Raw genomic sequence first — 17,314 nt, 5'->3', positions numbered from 1 at the left:
TTTTTGGACGAGATCATGGCCAAATAGATGCCAAACGACGCGGATGTGATCATTGTCGGCGCCGGCCTTGCCGGTCTTGTCGCGGCGGCCGAACTGACTGAGGCCGGCAAGAAGACCATCATCGTCGAGCAGGAGCCGGAGCAGTCGCTTGGCGGCCAGGCGTTCTGGTCGCTCGGCGGCATCTTCCTTGTCGATTCGCCCGAACAGCGGCGCATGCGCATCCGCGATTCGTATGAGCTGGCGCTCGAGGATTGGCTGGGCACTGCAGCCTTCGACCGCACGGAAGATCTCTGGCCGCGCCGCTGGGCCGAGGCCTATCTCGGCTTCGCCGCCGGCGAGAAGCGCTCCTGGCTCATGCAGCGCGGCCTGAAATTCTTTCCGGTGGTCGGCTGGGCCGAACGCGGCGGCGGCAATGCCGTCGGCCACGGCAATTCGGTGCCGCGCTTCCATGTCACCTGGGGCACCGGGCCTGGTGTGCTCGAACCGTTCGTGCAGCGCGTGCGCGAGGCCGAGAAGCGCGGGCTGATCAGCTTCAGGTTCCGTCACCGGGTCAACGAATTGAGCCGGACGGGTGCTGCCGTCGACGGCGTGCGCGGCGACATATTGGCGGCGAGTGATGCCGAGCGCGGCCGCAAGAGCTCGCGCGAGATCACAGCCGATTTCGAGTTGAAGGCGCAGGCCGTCATCGTCGCCTCCGGCGGCATCGGCGCCAATCACCAGCTGGTCCGGGAGAATTGGCCGCAGCGGCTGGGTGCGCCGCCGAAACGCATGATCACCGGCGTTCCCGACCATGTCGACGGCCGCATGCTGGCGATCGCCGAGGCTGCCGGCGGCAGGCTCATCAACCGCGACCGCATGTGGCACTATGTTGAGGGCGTCAGGAACTGGGCACCGATCTGGACCGATCATGCGATCCGCATTCTGCCCGGCCCGTCATCGCTGTGGCTCGATGCGCGCGGCAAACGCCTGCCGGTGCCGCTCTATCCCGGCTTCGACACGTTGGCCACGCTCAGCCACATCATGAGCACGGGCTTCGACTATTCCTGGTTCATCCTGACCAAAAAGATCATCCAGAAGGAGGTCGCGCTGTCCGGCTCCGAGCAGAACCCCGATCTGACGGGGAAAAGCTGGCGCCAGGTGCTTGGCCGTGCCACCAGCGGCGTGCCCGCGCCGGTCAAGGCGTTCATGGAGAAGGGTGAGGATTTCATCGTCGAGCCCGAACTGCCGGCGCTGGTCGCCCGCATGAACGCACTGGCCGGCGGCGAGCCGCTGCTCGAACTGGCGCAGGTCGAGCGCGAAATCCGCGCTCGCGACCGGCAGCTCGACAATCCGTTCTCCAAGGACATGCAGATTACCGCGCTGCGCGGCGCGCGCGCCTATCTCGGCGACCGGCTGATCCGTACCGCAAGGCCGCACAAGCTGCTCGATCCCGCCAATGGCCCGCTGATCGCGGTCAGGCTCGGCATCCTGACCCGCAAGACGCTCGGCGGGCTTGAGACGGACCTCGACAGCCGCGTGCTGGGCGCCGGCGGCCAACCGGTCGAAGGGCTGTACGCGGTGGGCGAGGCAGCCGGTTTCGGCGGCGGCGGCATGCACGGCTATGCAGCGCTCGAAGGTACGTTTCTCGGCGGCTGCATCTTTTCCGGCCGCAGTGCCGGACGGGCAGCGGCGCGAGCGGTGGGGTGAAACAAGGCGCTTTAGGCGAAGGGTTGCAAATTGACGTCTTGAAGCTTGGAACCGGCAAGCAAAGCCTCGAGCACCTGCTTCTTGAGGAACAGGCACTGCGCACGGGCAAGTTTCACGATGGCGGAAACGTCGCCTGCCTCGCAGGCAAGAACCAGTTCCTTTTGCTGGGCGATGATCAACTGGGTGAAGTCGCGCGACTTGAAGCCGAGGTGGAGAACCCGCGCCGACTGGTCGAGTATCTGGTCCAGGAGATGCGCCAGCCGCAAATTTCCCGAGAGCTCCGCAAGGGCCAGGCGAAAAGCACGATCGGCCGCAAGGAAGGCAATGTGGCTGCGTAGCGTCTCCGGCTTCAGCACTTTTTGCGCTGCCAGCCTGATATCCTCGAGCCCGCGCTCGGTCATGTTCGATGCCGCCACCCTGAACACTTCCGGTTCGATCAAGCTGCGGACATCGAAGATCTCGTTGACGTCGCGCAGGCTGAGCGTCGCAACGACGTAGCCGCGGCGCGGCTCGCTCCTGACCAGCCCTTCCTGCATCAGGCGGGCCAACGCCGCGCGGATGGTAGCCTTTTTGATCAGGTATCGATCGCCGATCTGTTTCTCGGTGAGCGCTTCGCCGGGGCGCAGCACACAGGCTATGATGTCGTTCCTCAGCTGCTCATATGCCTGTTCCCTGCGAAGGACGTCGGCGGCTGACAGTGCTGTCGCCTCGGCCGTGGCCGGCCCTGCCGGTTCGGCGGTCAACTTCGTCGTTTTCATATTCTGTCCGTCTGGCTGTCCCGTTGACGCTGGCCTCAGCATTCGCTAGCGTGAGCACATCAGATTGATAATCTGAGCATCTCAGGGAGGATAACTGATATGCCTTTAGCCGCCAACTCACCTCTCTACGCCGTTGCCGATGATATCGTCAATGCCGCGAGAGGCCCAGATCCCCTCGAAGCGGTAAGGACGGTCCTGGGCGACTACACGAACCGTTTTCACGCATCGGGAACACTCGCTCACGAAGAAGACGACGACGAGGTGCTTCTGCATGCGAGCCCTAACCTGACGATCTATCACATCACGCTGTCGCCCGGCCTGCAGTACCCGCCTCATAACCACCTGATGGATGCCTTGATCGGCATCTACAAGGGCAGCGAGACGAACTTCATCTATCCTGTTGCCGGCAGCGAACTCGATGTCCCGGAAAGGCAGGACATCGCAGCGCCTGCCGTGGTGCACATGGCCTCAAATACCGTGCATGCGGTTGCGAATACCGGCAGCGCGCGATCGGGTGCGCTGCATGTCTACCTCGGCGATCTCACACGAACCCACCGGCAGCTGTGGAGCCCGGAAAGCAACCAGGCCGAGCCGTTTGACAATGACCGCTACCTGGCCGGCGCACGGCCCATTCAGCAGTCCGGGCGCGAATGAGCGCAGAGGCGTCGCGGGCGGCGAAATTGGCCGTGATCAGCGAACCCGTCGGAATCGCGTCACACTTGTCACTCTCGCCAATCCGCTATCACCCCTATCCTATCTCACGACCCAACACGTCGCGCCGGTGCGGCGACAAACCAGCAAGGGAGATGCACAATGACGGCACATCAGAATGGCACAGGCGAGCAGGCGACGCGGCTCGCGATGAAGACACCACCGGTCGTTTCGCCTGACGCATGGGAGGCCGCGCGCCAGCAGCTGCTCGTGAAGGAGAAGACCATGACCCGGGCTCGCGACGCACTGGCCGCCGAGCGCCGGCGGATGCCATGGGTGGCGGTGGAGAAGTCCTATATGTTCGAAGGGCCTGACGGAAAGGTGAGCCTGCTCGACCTGTTCGAGGGCCGCCGCCAGCTGGTCGTCTACCGTGCCTTCTTCGAGCCCGGCGTATTTGGCTGGCCCGATCACGCCTGCCGCGGCTGTTCGCTGGGGGCGGATCAGGTCGGCAATCTCGCCCATTTGAACGCGCGCGACACCACGCTTGCCTACGCCTCGCGCGCACCGCAGGCCGACATTGCGCGGCTAAAGGCGCGGATGGACTGGAAGATGCCCTGGTACACCATCACCGACAGCTTCGATGCTGATTTCGGCGTTGACGAGTGGCACGGCCACAACGTGTTCATCCGCGACGGCGATCGCGTGTTCCGCACCTACTTCATCAACAACCGCGGCGACGAGGCGATGGGGACCGTATGGAGCTACCTCGACCTGACGCCGCTCGGCCGCCAGGAGGTTTGGGAGGATTCGCCCGAGGGCTATCCGCAGACGCCGACATACAAGTGGTGGAACTGGCACGACAATTACGGCGCCGAAGCCGTCCCCGACAAAAAATGGGTCGAGATATCGGACGCCGGAGAGGCCGCGTTCCGGAATCGCACCGAATAGAACATCTTTGGCGTCGCAGAAATGCGGCTAAGACAAATGGAGGAGCGGGATGCGCTGTTCATTCGAACGCATCCCGCTCACTACCAGGGACAACGGACATGAGCGAGATTCATGCAGGCGGATCCGGCGGCGATGCGAGCCCGGCCGCCCTTGGCGCAGCCGACTGGCTGTCCTTCGCCGCCGCGCCGACCTTCGCAACCATGGCGTTGTTGACACTGCTCGGCGGCGCGCCGGATATGATGTGCTCGACCGGGCAAGAGACCTCACCGCTGGGCGGCATGGTCCCGATGTACCTGCTGATGAGCGCCTTTCATTTGGGGCCTTGGCTGAGGCGGGTTTCCGGGCGGCGACGCAGCCGCAAGTAGAGCTATCCCGGCGGATAAAAGCCCGTCGGGGTGAGGAGGACATCCCTCACCAGATCCATTCGCCCTTCCCCAGAACCGTCACTGCATCGACAATCCGGGTAAAGCTCGAGCGGGCGCGGCCGACCGTGTGCCTGGCGCGCAAATAGCCATGCACCAGCCCCGGCTCCTCGAGCCACCAGGCACGTCCGCCCGCGGCAACGATGCGGTCGCGATAGGCTTCGCCGTCCGACGACAGCGGGTCGCATTCGGCGGTGATCACGACGGTGGGCGGCAGATTGGCAAAGTCGGCGTCGGCGAGCGGCGACAAGGTGAGATCGCCGGTGCGGTCCTCGCCCCCGGTCCTGATGTCCCTGTAGAAAACGAGGTCACGCGCCGTCAGCATCGGCGCTTCCGCGTGGGTGACGTAGGAACCGGCGGAGCTGTCGCCGCCAAGGCCGGGATAGACCAGAATCTGGCCGATCGGCTTGCGCGCATGGCCGCGGGTCGCGTGGCTGACGGACGCGGCGAGATTGCCGCCGGCACTGTCGCCGCAGAGCAGGATAGGCCGTTCGTAGGTGGTCGACGCCCATTCGAAGGCGCTGATGGCATCGTCGAAGGCGGCCGGATGAAGGTGTTCCGGCGCCAGCCGGTAGTCGACCGAAACCACTTCGTAGCCGGTGCGGCTGCAAAGCTCGGCGCATAGGTCGTCATGGCTGTCGAGCCCGCCGAGGATAAAACCGCCGCCATGGAAATACAGCACCATCGCCGCCGTTTCCGGCGCCGGGGCGCGGTAGACGCGGGTCGGGATGTGCCAGGGTGTGGCAATGGCTGTGGTTTCCGCGGTGACGCCTTGGGGATAGCCGGCAAAGAACTCGCGGCACATCCGGTTATAGATCTCGCGCTGCTCGGCGATGGTGTAGTCGATCGTATCGGGTGGATAATAGGAATTGGTCCGCTCGATGAAGGCCCAGGTCTCGGCGTCGATGAGGGTTTTGTAGTTGGTCATGGGCGCCGAATGGGCCGCCAAGGTTGAGCTTGGACACCCCCCTCTGGCCTGCCGGCCATCTCCCCCGCAAGGGGGGAGATCGGCAGCTTTGGCCTTGCCGCTTGTCCTGCAACGCTGGAAATTGGCGAAATCCGATGCGACATCCGATCTCCCCACTTGCGGGGGAGATGCCCGGCAGGGCAGAGGGGGGTGTGAAGGATCGCCATCATCTCCGCAGCGTCACTTCCCCTTCCACACCGGGTCGCGCTTCTCGGCGAAGGCGCGAAAACCCTCGAGATTGTCCTCCGAGCCGTAGAGTGCGTCAACCGTTGGCAGCTGCCGGCGCGTCACCCGGTTCATCGCGTCCTGGAACGTCAGCGATTCAGCGACCCGAGCCGTCTCCTTGATCGCGGCGAAGACCAGCGGCGGGCCGCTGGCGAGCAGCCGCGCGATCTCCCAGACGTGGTCCTCCAGTCTTTCCTTGGGCAGCACCTCGTTGACCAGGCCCCAGCGATGCGCCTCGGCGACATCCATCCAGCGGCCGGTGAGCAGAAGGTCCATTGCGACATGATAAGGGATGCGCTTCGGCAGCTTGATCGTCGCCGCATCGGCCAGCGTGCCGGCGCGGATTTCGGGCAGCGCGAAGGAGGAGTGGTCCGACGCATAGATGAGGTCGCAGGACAGCGCCAGCTCGAAGCCGCCGCCGACCGCCATGCCGTTGACGCAGGCTATCACCGGCTTGTTGAGGTCGCGCAGTTCCTGCAGCCCGCCGAAGCCGCCGACGCCATAGTCGCCGTCGACCGCGTCGCCGCCGGCCGCGGCCTTCAGGTCCCAGCCGGCGCAGAAGAACTTGTCGCCGGCGGTCTTGACGATGGCGACGCGCAGCTCGGGATCGTCGCGGAACGCCTTGAACGTCTCGCCCATCAGCCGCGACGTCTTCAGGTCGATGGCGTTGGCCTTGGGCCGGTCGAGCGTGACTTCGAGGATCGTGCCCTCGCGGCGGGTGGTGATGATTTCAGCCATTCTTCTTGCCTCCCAGCACCAGCAGCGCATCGGCGATCCAGGCGCCCTTGCCCTCGGCGCAGACGATCAGCGGATTGATGTCGAGTTCCTCGATCTCGCCGGCATTTTGCTGCACGAAGCCGGCAATGCCCGATATCGCCTCTATTGCCGCCGTGACATCGGCCTTCGGCCGGCCGCGATAGCCGTCGAGCAGCGGGAACAGTTTCAGCCCGCGCAAAGCGGCCTCGATGTCGTCACGGGTCGCCGGCAGCATCAGCGTGACGCTGTCGCGCAACAGCTCGACCAGCACGCCACCGGTGCCGAGCGTCATCACCGCGCCGAACATCGGGTCGCGGGTGAAGCCGACCAGCAGCTCGGCGACGCCATCGCGCACCATGCGCTCGACATAAAGGCCGGTGCCGAGCGGGCCGAGATCATGGGCGGCGGTGCTGACGGATTCGGCATCCCTCAAATTGAGCCGGACCGCGTCGAGCTCGGATTTGTGGATGACGCCAAGAGCCTTCAGCGCTACCGGGAAGCCGAGCGCCATCGAGGAGATCACAGCCTCGACCGCGTTGCCGGCGCGCTCGCCCTTCGGCACCGGGAGCCCGGCCTCGATGAGCCGCGCTTTCGCCTCCGCCTCGTCCGGGGTGACATGGTCGCCGGCCGGCGCGCCAGACGCCGAGGTGTCGATCGGCTGCGCCAGCGGCTCGCGCCACGCCCAGCCGATGAAGGCTGCCGCCTGGGCGGCGTCCATGGCCTCGGAAATGCCGAACAGCGGCACCATGCCCCGCGCCATCAGCCCTGCAGTGTATTCCTCGGGCAGGTTCTCCGGCAGCGAGGAGACGATCGCGCCTTGCGCGCTGTTGGTCTTCAGCGCCGCTTCGAAGGCGCGCAGCGTCGCCCACCAGTCGGTGTCGGAGCAGCGGTCGGGGCGCGGAAAGTCGAGCACCAGCATGTTGAGGTCGAAGCCGCCAGACACCATGGCGGTGAAGGTGGCGGTCATCGCCGGCTCGTTGTTCCAGATGAAGGTATGGTAGTCGAGCGGGTTGGCCACCGCGACCAGCGGGCCGAGCGTCGATTTGACCTGAATGCGATGCTCGGCGGTGAGAGGCGGAAAGGTCACCCAGCGGCCTTCGGCGCTGTCGGCCATGACGGACGCCTCGCCGCCCGAACAGCTCATCGACGACAGCCGGTAGCCGGGCAGGGGACCGGTGACGTGCAGCAGCTTCAGCGCCTCGATGAAGGCCGGGATCGAATCGATGCGGGCGATGCCGAGCCGCTTCAGGAACGCGCCGGACGCTGCGTCCGAGCCGGCCAGCGACGCGGTATGCGAGACGGTCGCCTGCCGCGCCTGCTCGGAGCGGCCGACCTTCATGGCGATAACAGGCTTCTTCAGCTCTCGTGCCCGTGCCGCCAGCCTTTCGAAGCCGGCTACCGAGTCGAAGGCCTCGATATGCAGGCCGAGCGCGGTGACGCGGTCGTCCTCGATCAGGCCGAGCGCCATTTCGGAAAGCCCGGTCTGCGCCTGGTTGCCGGCGGTCATCAGAAAGGCGATCGGCAGGCCGCGCTTCTGCATCGTCATGTTGATGGCGATGTTCGACGACTGGGTGATGATGGCAACGCCGCGACCGCCTTCAGGCAGCCTGATGCCGCCATGCTGGTCGGGCCACAAAAGCGCGCCGTCGGCGTAATTGATCAGCCCATAGCAGTTCGGCCCGATGATCGGCATGGGACCCGCCGCCGCGACCAGCTCGGCCTGCAGCCGCTCGCCGTCCTCGTCATAGGCCTCGGTTTCGAGGAAGCCGGCGGCGAAGCAGACCGCACCGCCGGCGCCGCGCTCGGCCAGCGCCTTGACCACTTCGATGGTCAAGTGCCGGTTGACGCCGATGAAAGCGGCATCCGGCGCACCGGGCAATTCGGCCACCGAGCGATACGCCTTGCGGCCGGCGACCTCGTCCTTGCTCGGATGCACGGGCCAGATCTCGCCGGCAAAGCCCATCTTGATCGACTGCGCGACGACGGCAGCAGCCTGCACGCCACCGAAGACTGCGATCGTTCGTGGGCGCAAAAGCCGCTCAAGTTTGTGCATCGTCATCTTTTCGTTTGAGCATGATCTTTTCCAAAAACCGGATTCCACTTTTTGGGATCATGCTCTAGCCCCCGAACGGGCGCAGCAGCGCCCGCGAGATGATGTGGCGCTGGATTTCCGAGGTGCCTTCCCAGATGCGCTCGACGCGGGCGTCGCGCCAGATGCGTTCCAGCGGCAGATCGTCCATCAGCCCCATGCCGCCATGGATCTGGATCGCCTCGTCGGCGACGAAGGCGAGCATCTCGGTGGCCTTCAGCTTGGCCATGGCCATGTCCTGGTCGGTAACGGTGCCCTGATCGTACTTCCAGCCGGCTTCGAACACCATCAGGTCGGCGGCCTTCAGCTCGGTCGCCATGTCGGCGAGCTTGAACGACACGCCCTGGAACTTGCCGATCGGCTGGCCGAATTGCTGGCGCTGCGCGGCGTATTCGATGGCGTGGCCAAGCGCCCGTTCGGCGCGGCCGAGGCAGGTGGCGCCGACCTGCAGGCGCGTCGCGCCAAGCCATGAATTGGCGACGTCGAAGCCCTTGTGCACCTCGCCCAGAACCTGAGTGGCCGGCAGACGGCAATCGTCGAATTCGAGGATGGCATTGGTGTAGCCGCGATGCGAGACGTTGCGGTAGCCGTCGCGCACGGTAAAGCCCTTGGTGCCCTTGTCGACGAAGAAGGCGGTGATCTTCTTACGCTTGCCGCGCGCAGAATCCTCTTCACCCGAGGCCATGAAGACGATGGCGAAATCGGCGAGGTCGGCGTGGCTTATGAAATGCTTGGTGCCGTTCAGCACCCAGTCGTCGCCGTCCTGCACGGCGGTTGCATTCATGCCGCGCAAATCGGAGCCGGCGCCCGGCTCGGTCATTGCCAGGCAATCCCATTTTTCGCCGCGAATGCACGGGAACAGATACTTCTCGCGCTGCTCCGGCGTGCCGGCAAGGAGGATGTTGGAAGGCCGCGCCACGCAGGTCCAGTGCAGCGCGTAATTGGCGCGGCCGAGCTCCTTTTCATAGAGCAGCCAGGTCACCGTATCGAGCCCGGCGCCGCCGACATCGGCCGGCATGTTGGCGGCATAGAGACCAGCTTCGATCGCCTTGGCCTTGATCTCCTCGATCAGCTCACGGCGCAGCACGCCGGTGCGCTCCACTTCGCGCTCATGCGGGTAAAGCTCGTTCTCGACGAAGGCCCGCGTCGTCTCGACGATGAGCTTCTGTTCCTCCGAAAGACCAAAATCCATGGTCTCAGCCTTTCTTCTTTTTCTTCGGCTTTTCAGCCTTGGCCTTCTCGGCAGCCTTGGAGGCGGTGGGCTTCTTCGCCGCAAGCTTGGCCAGCTGCCTGGTATAGTCCTTATGCAGGGCGCCGGCGCCCCAGCCTTTGCCTTTGTTCTGCTTCGACAGTGCCTCCATGATCGCGACCAGATTGTCGTCGCGGATCTTTTCGAGTTCGCGGATCGACAGACCGTGCGCCTGGTCGTCCGACTGGGTCGCGATCAGCTCGACCAATTCGTCGTTGAACTCCGGCACATCCATCAGCTTGGTCCATGGCCATTTCAGGCACGGGCCGAACTGCGCCATGAAGTGGCGCATGCCGGCCTCGCCGCCGGCGACACGATAGACCTGGAACATGCCCATCTGCGCCCAGCGCAGGCCGAAGCCATAGCGCATGATGTCGTCAAGCTCCTCGACCGTGCAGATGCCGTCCTTGACCAGCCACAGCGCCTCGCGCCAGGCCGCTTCGAGCAGGCGGTCGCCGACAAAGGCTTCGATCTCCTTGCGGATCACCACCGGCTTCATGCCGATCGAGGCATACATCTCCTTGGCGACTTCGATCGCCTCGGGAAAGGTCTGTTCGCCGCCGACGATTTCGACCAGTGGCAAGAGATAGACGGGGTTGAACGGATGGCCGACCACCAACCGCTCCGGATGCTTCTTCATCGCCACCTGCATGTCGGTCGGCTTGATGCCGGAGGTGGAGGAGCCGACAATGGCGTTGGCCGGCGCATAAAGGTCGATCTCGGCCAGCACGCGGTGCTTGAGGTCGAGCCGCTCCGGCACGCTTTCCTGGATGAAGTCGGCATCGGCGACCGCCTCGGCGATCGTCTTGGCGAAAGTGAGCTTGCCCGCTTTCGGCAGGCCGCCGGGCAGCATCTGCTTGTAGGCGCGTCGCGCTCCCTTCATCACCTCGCCGACCTTGCGTGACGCCTCGGGGTCGGGATCGAAGATCGACACGTCGATTCCGTTGAGCAGCAGCCGCGCGACCCAGCCGGCGCCGATGACGCCGCCGCCGATGGCTGCCGCCTTGTTGATGATGCTCATGCGGAGGCTCCGGTTCTTGTGCTGGCTGTTGCGGGGTCGGTGAGGGCGACACGCTCGCCGGCACGGATCACGGACGCGTCATAGGCCTTGCGCGCGAACACTTCGAGCGCGAAGGGCCGGAAGAAATCGATCGGCAATGTCTCGTAATCCGGGTCGAAGCTCGACTGGTCCCAGCGCTCGCAAAACTCATCGCAATCGTCGAAGTAGATGTGCCCGGCGAAACGGTCGCGGGCGTGCGGGTTGCCGCCGAGGTGATGTGCGTAATAGAGGCGCTGGAAGTCGCCGTGCTTTTCCACCACCCAGGTGCATTGCTCGCGTACAAAGGGCTTCAGGATCGACGCCGCATACTCGTCGTGATTATAGGGCGCGTAGATGTCGCCGATGTCGTGCAGCAAGGCGCAGGCAATCCAGTCGGTGTCGGCGCCGTCGCGCCAGGCCCGCGTCGCCGCCTGCAGCGAATGGCCGAGCCGGGTGATCTTGTAGCCCGACAGCCCTTCGTCGAGCTGGACAAGCGCGTCGAGCAGACGCTCGCCGGTCTTTGCCGCATGGTCGATCTCATGCTCGGTGAGGAAGGCATAATCCTCGCGGTCGCCGTCCTTCATGGCGGTGAACTTCACGGTCTTCATCGGCGGCTCCTCCCAACCGGGTTCTTCCCGCCCTTGCTCAAAGCGGTGCGCGCTTCGTCAGGTTCAGCTTCTTTCGCACCTCATCCGGGCCGATGACCCTGGCGCCCATATTCGACACGATACTGACCGCCCGCTCGACCAGCTGCGCATTGGTCGCCAGCACCCCCTTATCGAGCCAGAGATTATCCTCCAGCCCGACACGGACATTGCCGCCGGCCAGCGCCGCGGCAGCGACATAGGCCATCTGGTTTCGGCCAATGGCGAACGCCGACCAGTTCCAGGTCGACGGTACATTGTTGACCATGGCCATGAAGGTGTTGAGGTCGTCCGGCGCCCCCCACGGCACACCCATGCACAATTGCACCAGCGCGTCCGGCTTCAGCACTTGTTCCTCGACCAATTGCTTGGCAAACCACAGATGCCCGGTGTCGAAGGCCTCGATCTCCGGCTTGACGCCGAGCGTCGTCATCATGCCGCCCATGGCGCGCAGCATGCCGGGCGTGTTGGTCATGACATAGTCGGCTTCGGCGAAATTCATGGTGCCGCAGTCGAGCGTACAGATTTCCGGCAAGCACTGGCGAACATGTTCCACGCGGTTGGTCGCACCGCCCATATCCGTGCCTTTTTCGTTCAGCGGCAGCGGCTTTTCCGGTGGGCCGAACACCATGTCGCCGCCCATGCCGGCGGTCAGGTTCAAAACCACGTCGACGTCAGCCGCGCGGATGCGCTCGGTCACCTCGCGGTAGAGGTGCACGTCGCGCCTAGGCTTGCCGGTCTCGGGATCGCGCACATGGCAGTGCACGATCGCAGCCCCTGCCTTTGCCGCCTCAATGGCCGAATCGGCGATCTGCTTGGGCGAGCGCGGCACGTGCGGGCTGCGGTCCTGCGAACTGCCGGACCCGGTCACGGCACAGGTAATGAAGACCTCACGGTTCATCGCTAACGGCATCGGACTCTCTCCCAATAGAACGTAGGGCAAGAATGCCTGACTTGCCGGAAACTGTTTTGCGTTTTACGAAGATCATGTGACCAAAACCGAAAAACCGACGATCTTTCGTGCCGAACGTCTGCCGCTCAAGGTGACGCTGCTGGTATTCTCCGGCTCGTCGATCATGTGCGTCGCGTCGGCCGTCGACCCGTTGCGCGCCGCCAACCGTATTGCCGGCGAGACGCTGTTCGATTTCAGGCTGGTCTCGGTCACAGGCGAGGCGCCGGTCACCACATGCGGCCTGCCGGTGGCGGTCAGCGGCCGCTTCGATGCGGCTGACACAACCGACATGCTGGTCGTCGTCGCCGGCTTCGGCACGCAGAACTACGCCACTTCAGCCTTGCTTTCCGGACTGCGCCGGGCGGCGCGCGCGGCACGCGCCTGCGGCGGCGTCGAGGCCGGCACCTGGCTGGTGGCGCGCGCGGGCTTGCTGGAGGGGCGCAGCGCCACCACCCACTGGGAGGATATGGAGGATTTTTCTTCGGCCTTTCCCGGCGTCGACGTGCGCCCCGACCGCTACGTCATCGACGGTCCCGTATTCACCTCTGGCGGCGCCTCGCCGACCTTCGACCTGATGCTGCATCTGATCCGCACGCGGCTCGGCATGGCCGTGGCGCTCGATGTCGCGAGCGTCTTCATCTACGACCAGGCGCGCGCCGCGACGGACGCGCAGCCGCTGGTCTCGCTCGGCCGTCTTGACGGCTACGATCCCAGGCTGGCGCAAGCCATCCGGCTGATGGAAGCGCATGTCGACCAGCCCCTGACTGTCGCCGCCGTGGCCAAGCGCGCCGGGGTGACGGCGCGGACGCTGGAAAGTATCTTTCGCAAGTCGATCGGCGAAACGCCGGGCGCCTATTATCTCAGGCTGCGCCTCGGCGCCGCGCGCCGGCTGGTGGTCGATACGCGCATCGCCATGGCGGACATTGCCGGGCGAACGGGGTTTTCGTCCGCCGCGGCATTTTCCAGAGCGTTTTCAAGAGCGTTCGGCGAAGCGCCGGTCAGGCTGCGTCGAGGATAATGCATGTCGCCCAAAAGTGCGTAGCGGTTTTGGGATAACGACATGCACAGACAAAGGTGGATCAGGCAGCGTCTTGGCGGACGCTGTTGCCGTCGATCTGCGAGCGCATCTGTCTCGCCAGATGGGTCTCGAAGCGGCTGGCGACCGCGCGATCCCATTCGTTTGCACTCAGCGCACCATGCTTGGGGTGCGGCAGCGCCATCAGCCGGTCGATGATCGATCCGGCCTCGCCAGATGAGAGCAGGGCGTCGATTTCGCGTTCGTGCTGCATATCGTTTCGCCTCCTTCTTTCTGATTCCCGCCACGAACCACACTATAGGAACTCCGTGACGGCTGTTTGAAGGCAAGAGCGAGGCGATTGATGGGCGATGCCGGGCAAAGTTTTGTCCGCCGCCGCCCATCTTGGGCACGATCTTTCCGACAGATCAGGCGGTGCGTCAGCCGAGCCGCATGGACAGTTCGACATCCTCGCCGAACGGCGTGGACATGTAGCCGCTTCCGGTCGAGCGCACCCGCGAGAGGTATTCGGGGCAAAGATCGGCATTGTCGGCAACGACCAAGGCGCCCGGCCTGAGGCGACTTTCAACTAGGGTCAAGACCTCGGGATAGAGCGCTTTGGCGCCATCGAGCAGCAGCAGGTCGACCGTTTCGGGAAGATCGACGCTTAATGTTTGCAGCGCGTCTCCCTCTCGGATTTCCACCATGTCGATGAGACCGCCTGCTGTGAGGTTGCTCCTGGCGCGCGCCACCTTGGATGGCTCGAACTCGCTGGTGATCAGGCGGCCGCCGCCATTGTCCCGCAAGGCTGCGGCAAGGTGCAGGGTCGAGATGCCGAACGAGGTTCCAAATTCGACGATCGTCCGGGCGCCGCTGCTCCGTGCCAGCATGTAGAGCAGCGTGCCGGTCTCTCGCGAAACGGGAAGCCAGAGATCCTTTAGCCGCCCGTAGAAATCGAGGTATTCGGTCTTGCTCCGAATGAAGCGGCTCCGCTCCTCGGCGGAGAGCTCCGCCACGGCAGGGCTCGTTGCCGCAGCGGCTTCCTCGAACAGGCGGTCCAGCAGGGGCGCCAGCGGCGTTGTCGTCAGTGTGGTCATATTGGTCTCCAGTCAAAATTGAATGCGTTCTTGTGCGGCATTCAAAATACGACTAATCATTCGCATTCAATAATCGCATTGGCGCGCCTCTCAATGAGCGATCACCGAAGTCCGCGGATTTCCTCGCGAAAACAGCCCAAGCAGGCCCGCTCGGCGGAGCTCGTTGCTGCGATTTTGGAGGCTGCTGTTCAGGTTTTGGCGAGGGAAGGCGCGCAGCGCTTCACCACGGCGCGGGTGGCCGAGAAGGCCGGTGTCAGCGTCGGATCGCTGTATCAGTATTTTCCGAACAAGGCGGCGATCCTGTTCCGGCTCCAGAGTGACGAATGGCGGCAGACGACCGATTTGCTGCGCGACATCCTCGAGGATATCAGGAAACCGCCGCTTGAAAGGCTGCGCGGCCTGGTCCACGCCTTCCTCCGCTCGGAGTGTGACGAGGCCGCGGTGCGTGTGGCGCTCGACGACGCCGCACCGCTTTACCGCGACGCGCCTGAGGCGCGGGCGGCAAGGGCGTCCGGAGACCGCACCATCCAGCTCTTCATGCAGGAGGCGTTGCCCAACGCCGCGCAAGTGACCCGCGAATTGGCCGGCGACCTCGTCATGACGACGCTGAGCACGGTGGGGAAGCAGTTCTCGGAGGCGCCTCGAACCGCCACGGAGATTGAAGCCTACGCCGACGCCATGGCCGACATGTTCTGCGCCTATTTGAGAGGCCTCGATCACGGCTAGGGCAAATGCCAGGCCCGGTCAGCAAGCAGACCGAAAGTTTCGCAAGGGGGCAAACCTTGTCGGTTTCGGCCCCGCGGAAAGTCGTCAGCCGGCGGCCGCTGAACAATGCGGCCGCGAATCGGTACGCCTCAGACGTACCGGTTGACGATGTTCTCGAGCAGTTCCTGGCGGCCGGATCGGGGCTGCGGCTCGATCTTCTCCTTGACGACGCGATCAGCAATTTCCTCCAGCGTGCGCTTGCCGGCAAGCATCGCCTTGGCCTCGGCCGAATCCCAGCCGGCATAGCGCTCGGCGAGCGGCGCCGACAGCGCCTTGTCCTCGACCATGCGTGCCGCTGCCTTGAGGCCTCGAGCGCAGCAATCCATGCCGCCGATATGACCGATCAGCAGATCCTGCGGATCGAGCGACTGGCGCCTGAGCTTGGCGTCGAAATTGGTGCCGCCGGTCTTGAAGCCGCCCGCCTGCAGTACGTGATAATAGGCGAGCGCCATCTCCGGTACATTGTTTGGGAACTGGTCGGTGTCCCAGCCCGATTGGTAGTCGTTGCGGTTCATGTCGATCGAGCCGAAAATGCCGAGCGCATTGGCCAGCGCCAGTTCATGCTCGAACGAATGGCCGGCCAGGATGGCGTGGCCTTGCTCGATGTTGAGCTTGACCTCGTTCTCCAGTCCGAAACGCTTGAGGAAGCCATAGACGGTGGCGACGTCGTAATCATACTGGTGCTTGGTCGGTTCCTGAGGCTTCGGCTCGATCAGGATGGTGCCTTCGAAGCCGATCCTGTGCTTGTAGTCGACGACCAGATTGAGAAAGCGGCCGGCCTGTTCCTGCTCGCGGGCAAGGTCGGTGTTGAGCAGCGTCTCATAGCCCTCGCGGCCGCCCCACAGCACGTAGTTCTCGCCGTTCAGCCGCTTGGTGATGTCGATGCAGTGTTTCACCGTCGCGGCCGAATAGGCAAAGACGTCCGGATCGGGATTGGTGGCGGCGCCCGACATGAAGCGGCGGTTGGAGAACAGGTTGGCCGTGCCCCACAACAGCTTGACGCCAGTCTGCTTCATCTTTCCCGAGAAATAATCGGCGATCTCGTCGAGCCGCGCCGCACTTTCGGAAAAGTCCCGGCCCTCCGGCCGCACATCGGCATCGTGGAAGCAGAAATAAGGCGCGCCCAGCAGCGAAAACATCTCGAAGGCGACGTCGGCCTTGAGCTTGGCCAGCTCCATCGTGTCGGTACCGCCGGCCTTGGGGAACCACGGCCGGTCAAACGTCTGGCCGCCGAACGGATCGCCGCCTGGCCAGGCAAAGGAATGCCAGTAGGCGACGGCAAAGCGCAGATGGTCTTCCAGCCGCTTGCCGGCGACGATCTCGTCGGGATTGTAGAACCGGTAGGCCAGCGGATTGGTCGAATCCGGTCCCTCATATTTGATCTGTTGGATGTCGCCGAAAAAACCGCTGGTCATGTTCTTTTCCTCTCGCATGGTTCGGCCTGATTACCTCAAGCGTAATTGGTTTCGCGCTGGCGTTGGTCGAAAAGGCTCATGTCAAGAGCATCCAACGAAGGAGACAGACCATGACCGACCTCAACACCATTGCCGAAAACTACATCGCCGCCTGGAACGAGAGTGACGCCGCGCGCAGGAAAGCCTTGCTCAAGACGACCTTCACCGAGGATGTCGGCTACCGCGATCCGATCATGCAGGGCGACGGCCATGACGGCATCGCCGCGCTGATCGAAGGCGTGCAGCAGCGCTTTGCCGGCTTCAGGTTCTCGCTGAAAGGCGAGCCGGACGGCTTCGCTGACGCCATCCGCTTTTCGTGGAACCTTGGGCCGGACGGCACCGAGCCCGTCATCGAAGGCACCGATATCGGCATCATCGAAAATGGCCGGCTGAAAAGCGTCACCGGCTTTCTCGACAAGGTGCCGGCGCAGTGAGGAAATCTCGGCAAAGTGGGGGCCAAGCACCCCCCTCTGCCCTACCGGGCATCTCCCCCTCAAGGGGGGAGATTGGCTGGCCTTTCCGCCTTCGCCAATCACCGATCTTGCAAGACTGGCATAGCCGTCGACGCTGCCGATCTCCCCCCTTGAGGGGGAGATG

Annotated in this window: 18 protein-coding genes; 7 read left to right on the top strand and 11 right to left on the bottom strand. The window is 64.2% G+C overall.

Going from position 1 to position 17,314, the window contains the following annotated elements:
* The first annotated feature begins 27 nt into the window (after positions 1-27).
* A complete protein-coding gene (locus NKJ09_RS09480) occupies positions 28-1,686 on the top strand; it encodes an FAD-binding dehydrogenase (protein WP_352495235.1) in 1,659 nt (552 codons plus the stop codon).
* A gap of 11 nt (positions 1,687-1,697) precedes the next feature.
* Here the strand turns inward: NKJ09_RS09480 and NKJ09_RS09475 are convergent, their stop codons facing one another.
* Entirely contained in the window at positions 1,698-2,444 is a 747-nt protein-coding gene (locus NKJ09_RS09475; RefSeq protein WP_352495234.1) for a GntR family transcriptional regulator, read from the bottom strand.
* Positions 2,445-2,543: 99 nt separating this feature from the next.
* Between NKJ09_RS09475 and NKJ09_RS09470 the strand changes: the two genes are divergently transcribed.
* The 3 genes from NKJ09_RS09470 (at position 2,544) to NKJ09_RS09460 (ending at position 4,408) form a co-directional block, all read left to right on the top strand.
* Positions 2,544-3,098 carry an autotransporter gene (locus NKJ09_RS09470; protein ID WP_023718309.1) on the top strand — a complete coding sequence of 185 codons (555 nt, stop codon included), beginning with the start codon at positions 2,544-2,546 and terminating at the stop codon, positions 3,096-3,098.
* A gap of 159 nt (positions 3,099-3,257) precedes the next feature.
* Positions 3,258-4,043, top strand: a complete 786-nt coding sequence (locus NKJ09_RS09465; RefSeq protein WP_352484694.1) for a DUF899 domain-containing protein — start codon at positions 3,258-3,260, stop codon at positions 4,041-4,043.
* A gap of 98 nt (positions 4,044-4,141) precedes the next feature.
* The gene (locus NKJ09_RS09460; protein ID WP_352495233.1) at positions 4,142-4,408 is read left to right on the top strand and encodes a hypothetical protein; all 267 of its coding nucleotides are present in this window, start codon (positions 4,142-4,144) and stop codon (positions 4,406-4,408) included.
* 46 nt (positions 4,409-4,454) lie between these two features.
* On the opposite strand, the gene NKJ09_RS09455 is transcribed toward NKJ09_RS09460, so the two are convergent.
* The 7 genes from NKJ09_RS09455 to bcoG form a co-directional block, all read right to left on the bottom strand.
* Entirely contained in the window at positions 4,455-5,393 is a 939-nt protein-coding gene (locus tag NKJ09_RS09455; protein ID WP_352495232.1) for an alpha/beta hydrolase, read from the bottom strand.
* Between the two features lie 219 nt (positions 5,394-5,612).
* Positions 5,613-6,395, bottom strand: a complete 783-nt coding sequence (locus NKJ09_RS09450) for a carnitinyl-CoA dehydratase (RefSeq protein ID WP_352484699.1) — start codon at positions 6,393-6,395, stop codon at positions 5,613-5,615.
* The gene (locus NKJ09_RS09445) at positions 6,388-8,466 is read right to left on the bottom strand and encodes an acetate--CoA ligase family protein (RefSeq protein WP_352484700.1); all 2,079 of its coding nucleotides are present in this window, start codon (positions 8,464-8,466) and stop codon (positions 6,388-6,390) included. Before NKJ09_RS09445 ends, NKJ09_RS09450 begins: the two co-directional genes overlap by 8 nt.
* A gap of 64 nt (positions 8,467-8,530) precedes the next feature.
* A complete protein-coding gene (locus NKJ09_RS09440; protein WP_352495231.1) occupies positions 8,531-9,694 on the bottom strand; it encodes an acyl-CoA dehydrogenase family protein in 1,164 nt (387 codons plus the stop codon).
* Positions 9,695-9,698: 4 nt separating this feature from the next.
* Positions 9,699-10,772 carry a 3-hydroxyacyl-CoA dehydrogenase NAD-binding domain-containing protein gene (locus NKJ09_RS09435; RefSeq protein WP_023718316.1) on the bottom strand — a complete coding sequence of 358 codons (1,074 nt, stop codon included), beginning with the start codon at positions 10,770-10,772 and terminating at the stop codon, positions 9,699-9,701.
* Positions 10,769-11,398: an HD domain-containing protein gene (locus NKJ09_RS09430; protein WP_352762660.1), complete on the bottom strand. Its 630-nt coding sequence runs from the start codon at positions 11,396-11,398 to the stop codon at positions 10,769-10,771. Before NKJ09_RS09430 ends, NKJ09_RS09435 begins: the two co-directional genes overlap by 4 nt.
* Positions 11,399-11,435: 37 nt before the next feature.
* Positions 11,436-12,347 (bottom strand): 3-dehydrocarnitine:acetyl-CoA trimethylamine transferase BcoG, encoded by a 912-nt coding sequence (gene bcoG, locus NKJ09_RS09425; RefSeq protein ID WP_352762657.1) that lies wholly within the window; start codon positions 12,345-12,347, stop codon positions 11,436-11,438.
* A 76-nt stretch (positions 12,348-12,423) separates the two neighbouring features.
* Between bcoG and NKJ09_RS09420 the strand changes: the two genes are divergently transcribed.
* Positions 12,424-13,404: a GlxA family transcriptional regulator gene (locus tag NKJ09_RS09420; protein WP_023718319.1), complete on the top strand. Its 981-nt coding sequence runs from the start codon at positions 12,424-12,426 to the stop codon at positions 13,402-13,404.
* Positions 13,405-13,465: 61 nt separating this feature from the next.
* Here the strand turns inward: NKJ09_RS09420 and NKJ09_RS09415 are convergent, their stop codons facing one another.
* Together NKJ09_RS09415 and NKJ09_RS09410 are read right to left on the bottom strand one after the other, a co-directional pair.
* Positions 13,466-13,675, bottom strand: coding sequence for a hypothetical protein (locus NKJ09_RS09415; RefSeq protein WP_023718320.1), 210 nt, complete (start codon positions 13,673-13,675; stop codon positions 13,466-13,468).
* A gap of 166 nt (positions 13,676-13,841) precedes the next feature.
* Positions 13,842-14,498 carry an O-methyltransferase gene (locus NKJ09_RS09410; protein ID WP_023718321.1) on the bottom strand — a complete coding sequence of 219 codons (657 nt, stop codon included), beginning with the start codon at positions 14,496-14,498 and terminating at the stop codon, positions 13,842-13,844.
* 93 nt (positions 14,499-14,591) lie between these two features.
* Between NKJ09_RS09410 and NKJ09_RS09405 the strand changes: the two genes are divergently transcribed.
* Positions 14,592-15,224, top strand: coding sequence for a TetR/AcrR family transcriptional regulator (locus NKJ09_RS09405; RefSeq protein WP_352484707.1), 633 nt, complete (start codon positions 14,592-14,594; stop codon positions 15,222-15,224).
* Between the two features lie 128 nt (positions 15,225-15,352).
* On the opposite strand, the gene xylA is transcribed toward NKJ09_RS09405, so the two are convergent.
* Positions 15,353-16,678 carry a xylose isomerase gene (xylA, locus tag NKJ09_RS09400; RefSeq protein ID WP_023718323.1) on the bottom strand — a complete coding sequence of 442 codons (1,326 nt, stop codon included), beginning with the start codon at positions 16,676-16,678 and terminating at the stop codon, positions 15,353-15,355.
* A 110-nt stretch (positions 16,679-16,788) separates the two neighbouring features.
* Between xylA and NKJ09_RS09395 the strand changes: the two genes are divergently transcribed.
* On the top strand, positions 16,789-17,151 hold the full coding sequence (locus NKJ09_RS09395; protein WP_352484709.1) for a nuclear transport factor 2 family protein: 363 nt from the start codon (positions 16,789-16,791) through the stop codon (positions 17,149-17,151).
* Positions 17,152-17,314: the final 163 nt, after the last annotated feature.

This window comes from Mesorhizobium sp. M0189, from assembly GCF_040322135.1.
Lineage (GTDB): Bacteria > Pseudomonadota > Alphaproteobacteria > Rhizobiales > Rhizobiaceae > Mesorhizobium.
This window is presented reverse-complemented; position numbering and strand designations above follow the sequence as displayed.

What these genes read in the sequence shown, in the direction of transcription:
- NKJ09_RS09480 (WP_352495235.1), top strand. Translation starts at nt 28, where the DNA reads ATGCCAAACGACGCGGATGTGATCATTGTCGGCGCCGGCCTTGCCGGT.
- NKJ09_RS09475 (WP_352495234.1), bottom strand. Translation starts at nt 2,444, where the DNA reads ATGAAAACGACGAAGTTGACCGCCGAACCGGCAGGGCCGGCCACGGCC.
- NKJ09_RS09440 (WP_352495231.1), bottom strand. Translation starts at nt 9,694, where the DNA reads ATGGATTTTGGTCTTTCGGAGGAACAGAAGCTCATCGTCGAGACGACG.
- NKJ09_RS09415 (WP_023718320.1), bottom strand. Translation starts at nt 13,675, where the DNA reads ATGCAGCACGAACGCGAAATCGACGCCCTGCTCTCATCTGGCGAGGCC.
- NKJ09_RS09430 (WP_352762660.1), bottom strand. Translation starts at nt 11,398, where the DNA reads ATGAAGACCGTGAAGTTCACCGCCATGAAGGACGGCGACCGCGAGGAT.
- NKJ09_RS09450 (WP_352484699.1), bottom strand. Translation starts at nt 6,395, where the DNA reads ATGGCTGAAATCATCACCACCCGCCGCGAGGGCACGATCCTCGAAGTC.
- bcoG (WP_352762657.1), bottom strand. Translation starts at nt 12,347, where the DNA reads ATGCCGTTAGCGATGAACCGTGAGGTCTTCATTACCTGTGCCGTGACC.
- NKJ09_RS09465 (WP_352484694.1), top strand. Translation starts at nt 3,258, where the DNA reads ATGACGGCACATCAGAATGGCACAGGCGAGCAGGCGACGCGGCTCGCG.
- NKJ09_RS09395 (WP_352484709.1), top strand. Translation starts at nt 16,789, where the DNA reads ATGACCGACCTCAACACCATTGCCGAAAACTACATCGCCGCCTGGAAC.
- NKJ09_RS09460 (WP_352495233.1), top strand. Translation starts at nt 4,142, where the DNA reads ATGAGCGAGATTCATGCAGGCGGATCCGGCGGCGATGCGAGCCCGGCC.
- NKJ09_RS09455 (WP_352495232.1), bottom strand. Translation starts at nt 5,393, where the DNA reads ATGACCAACTACAAAACCCTCATCGACGCCGAGACCTGGGCCTTCATC.
- NKJ09_RS09445 (WP_352484700.1), bottom strand. Translation starts at nt 8,466, where the DNA reads ATGCACAAACTTGAGCGGCTTTTGCGCCCACGAACGATCGCAGTCTTC.
- NKJ09_RS09405 (WP_352484707.1), top strand. Translation starts at nt 14,592, where the DNA reads ATGAGCGATCACCGAAGTCCGCGGATTTCCTCGCGAAAACAGCCCAAG.
- NKJ09_RS09410 (WP_023718321.1), bottom strand. Translation starts at nt 14,498, where the DNA reads ATGACCACACTGACGACAACGCCGCTGGCGCCCCTGCTGGACCGCCTG.
- NKJ09_RS09435 (WP_023718316.1), bottom strand. Translation starts at nt 10,772, where the DNA reads ATGAGCATCATCAACAAGGCGGCAGCCATCGGCGGCGGCGTCATCGGC.
- xylA (WP_023718323.1), bottom strand. Translation starts at nt 16,678, where the DNA reads ATGACCAGCGGTTTTTTCGGCGACATCCAACAGATCAAATATGAGGGA.
- NKJ09_RS09470 (WP_023718309.1), top strand. Translation starts at nt 2,544, where the DNA reads ATGCCTTTAGCCGCCAACTCACCTCTCTACGCCGTTGCCGATGATATC.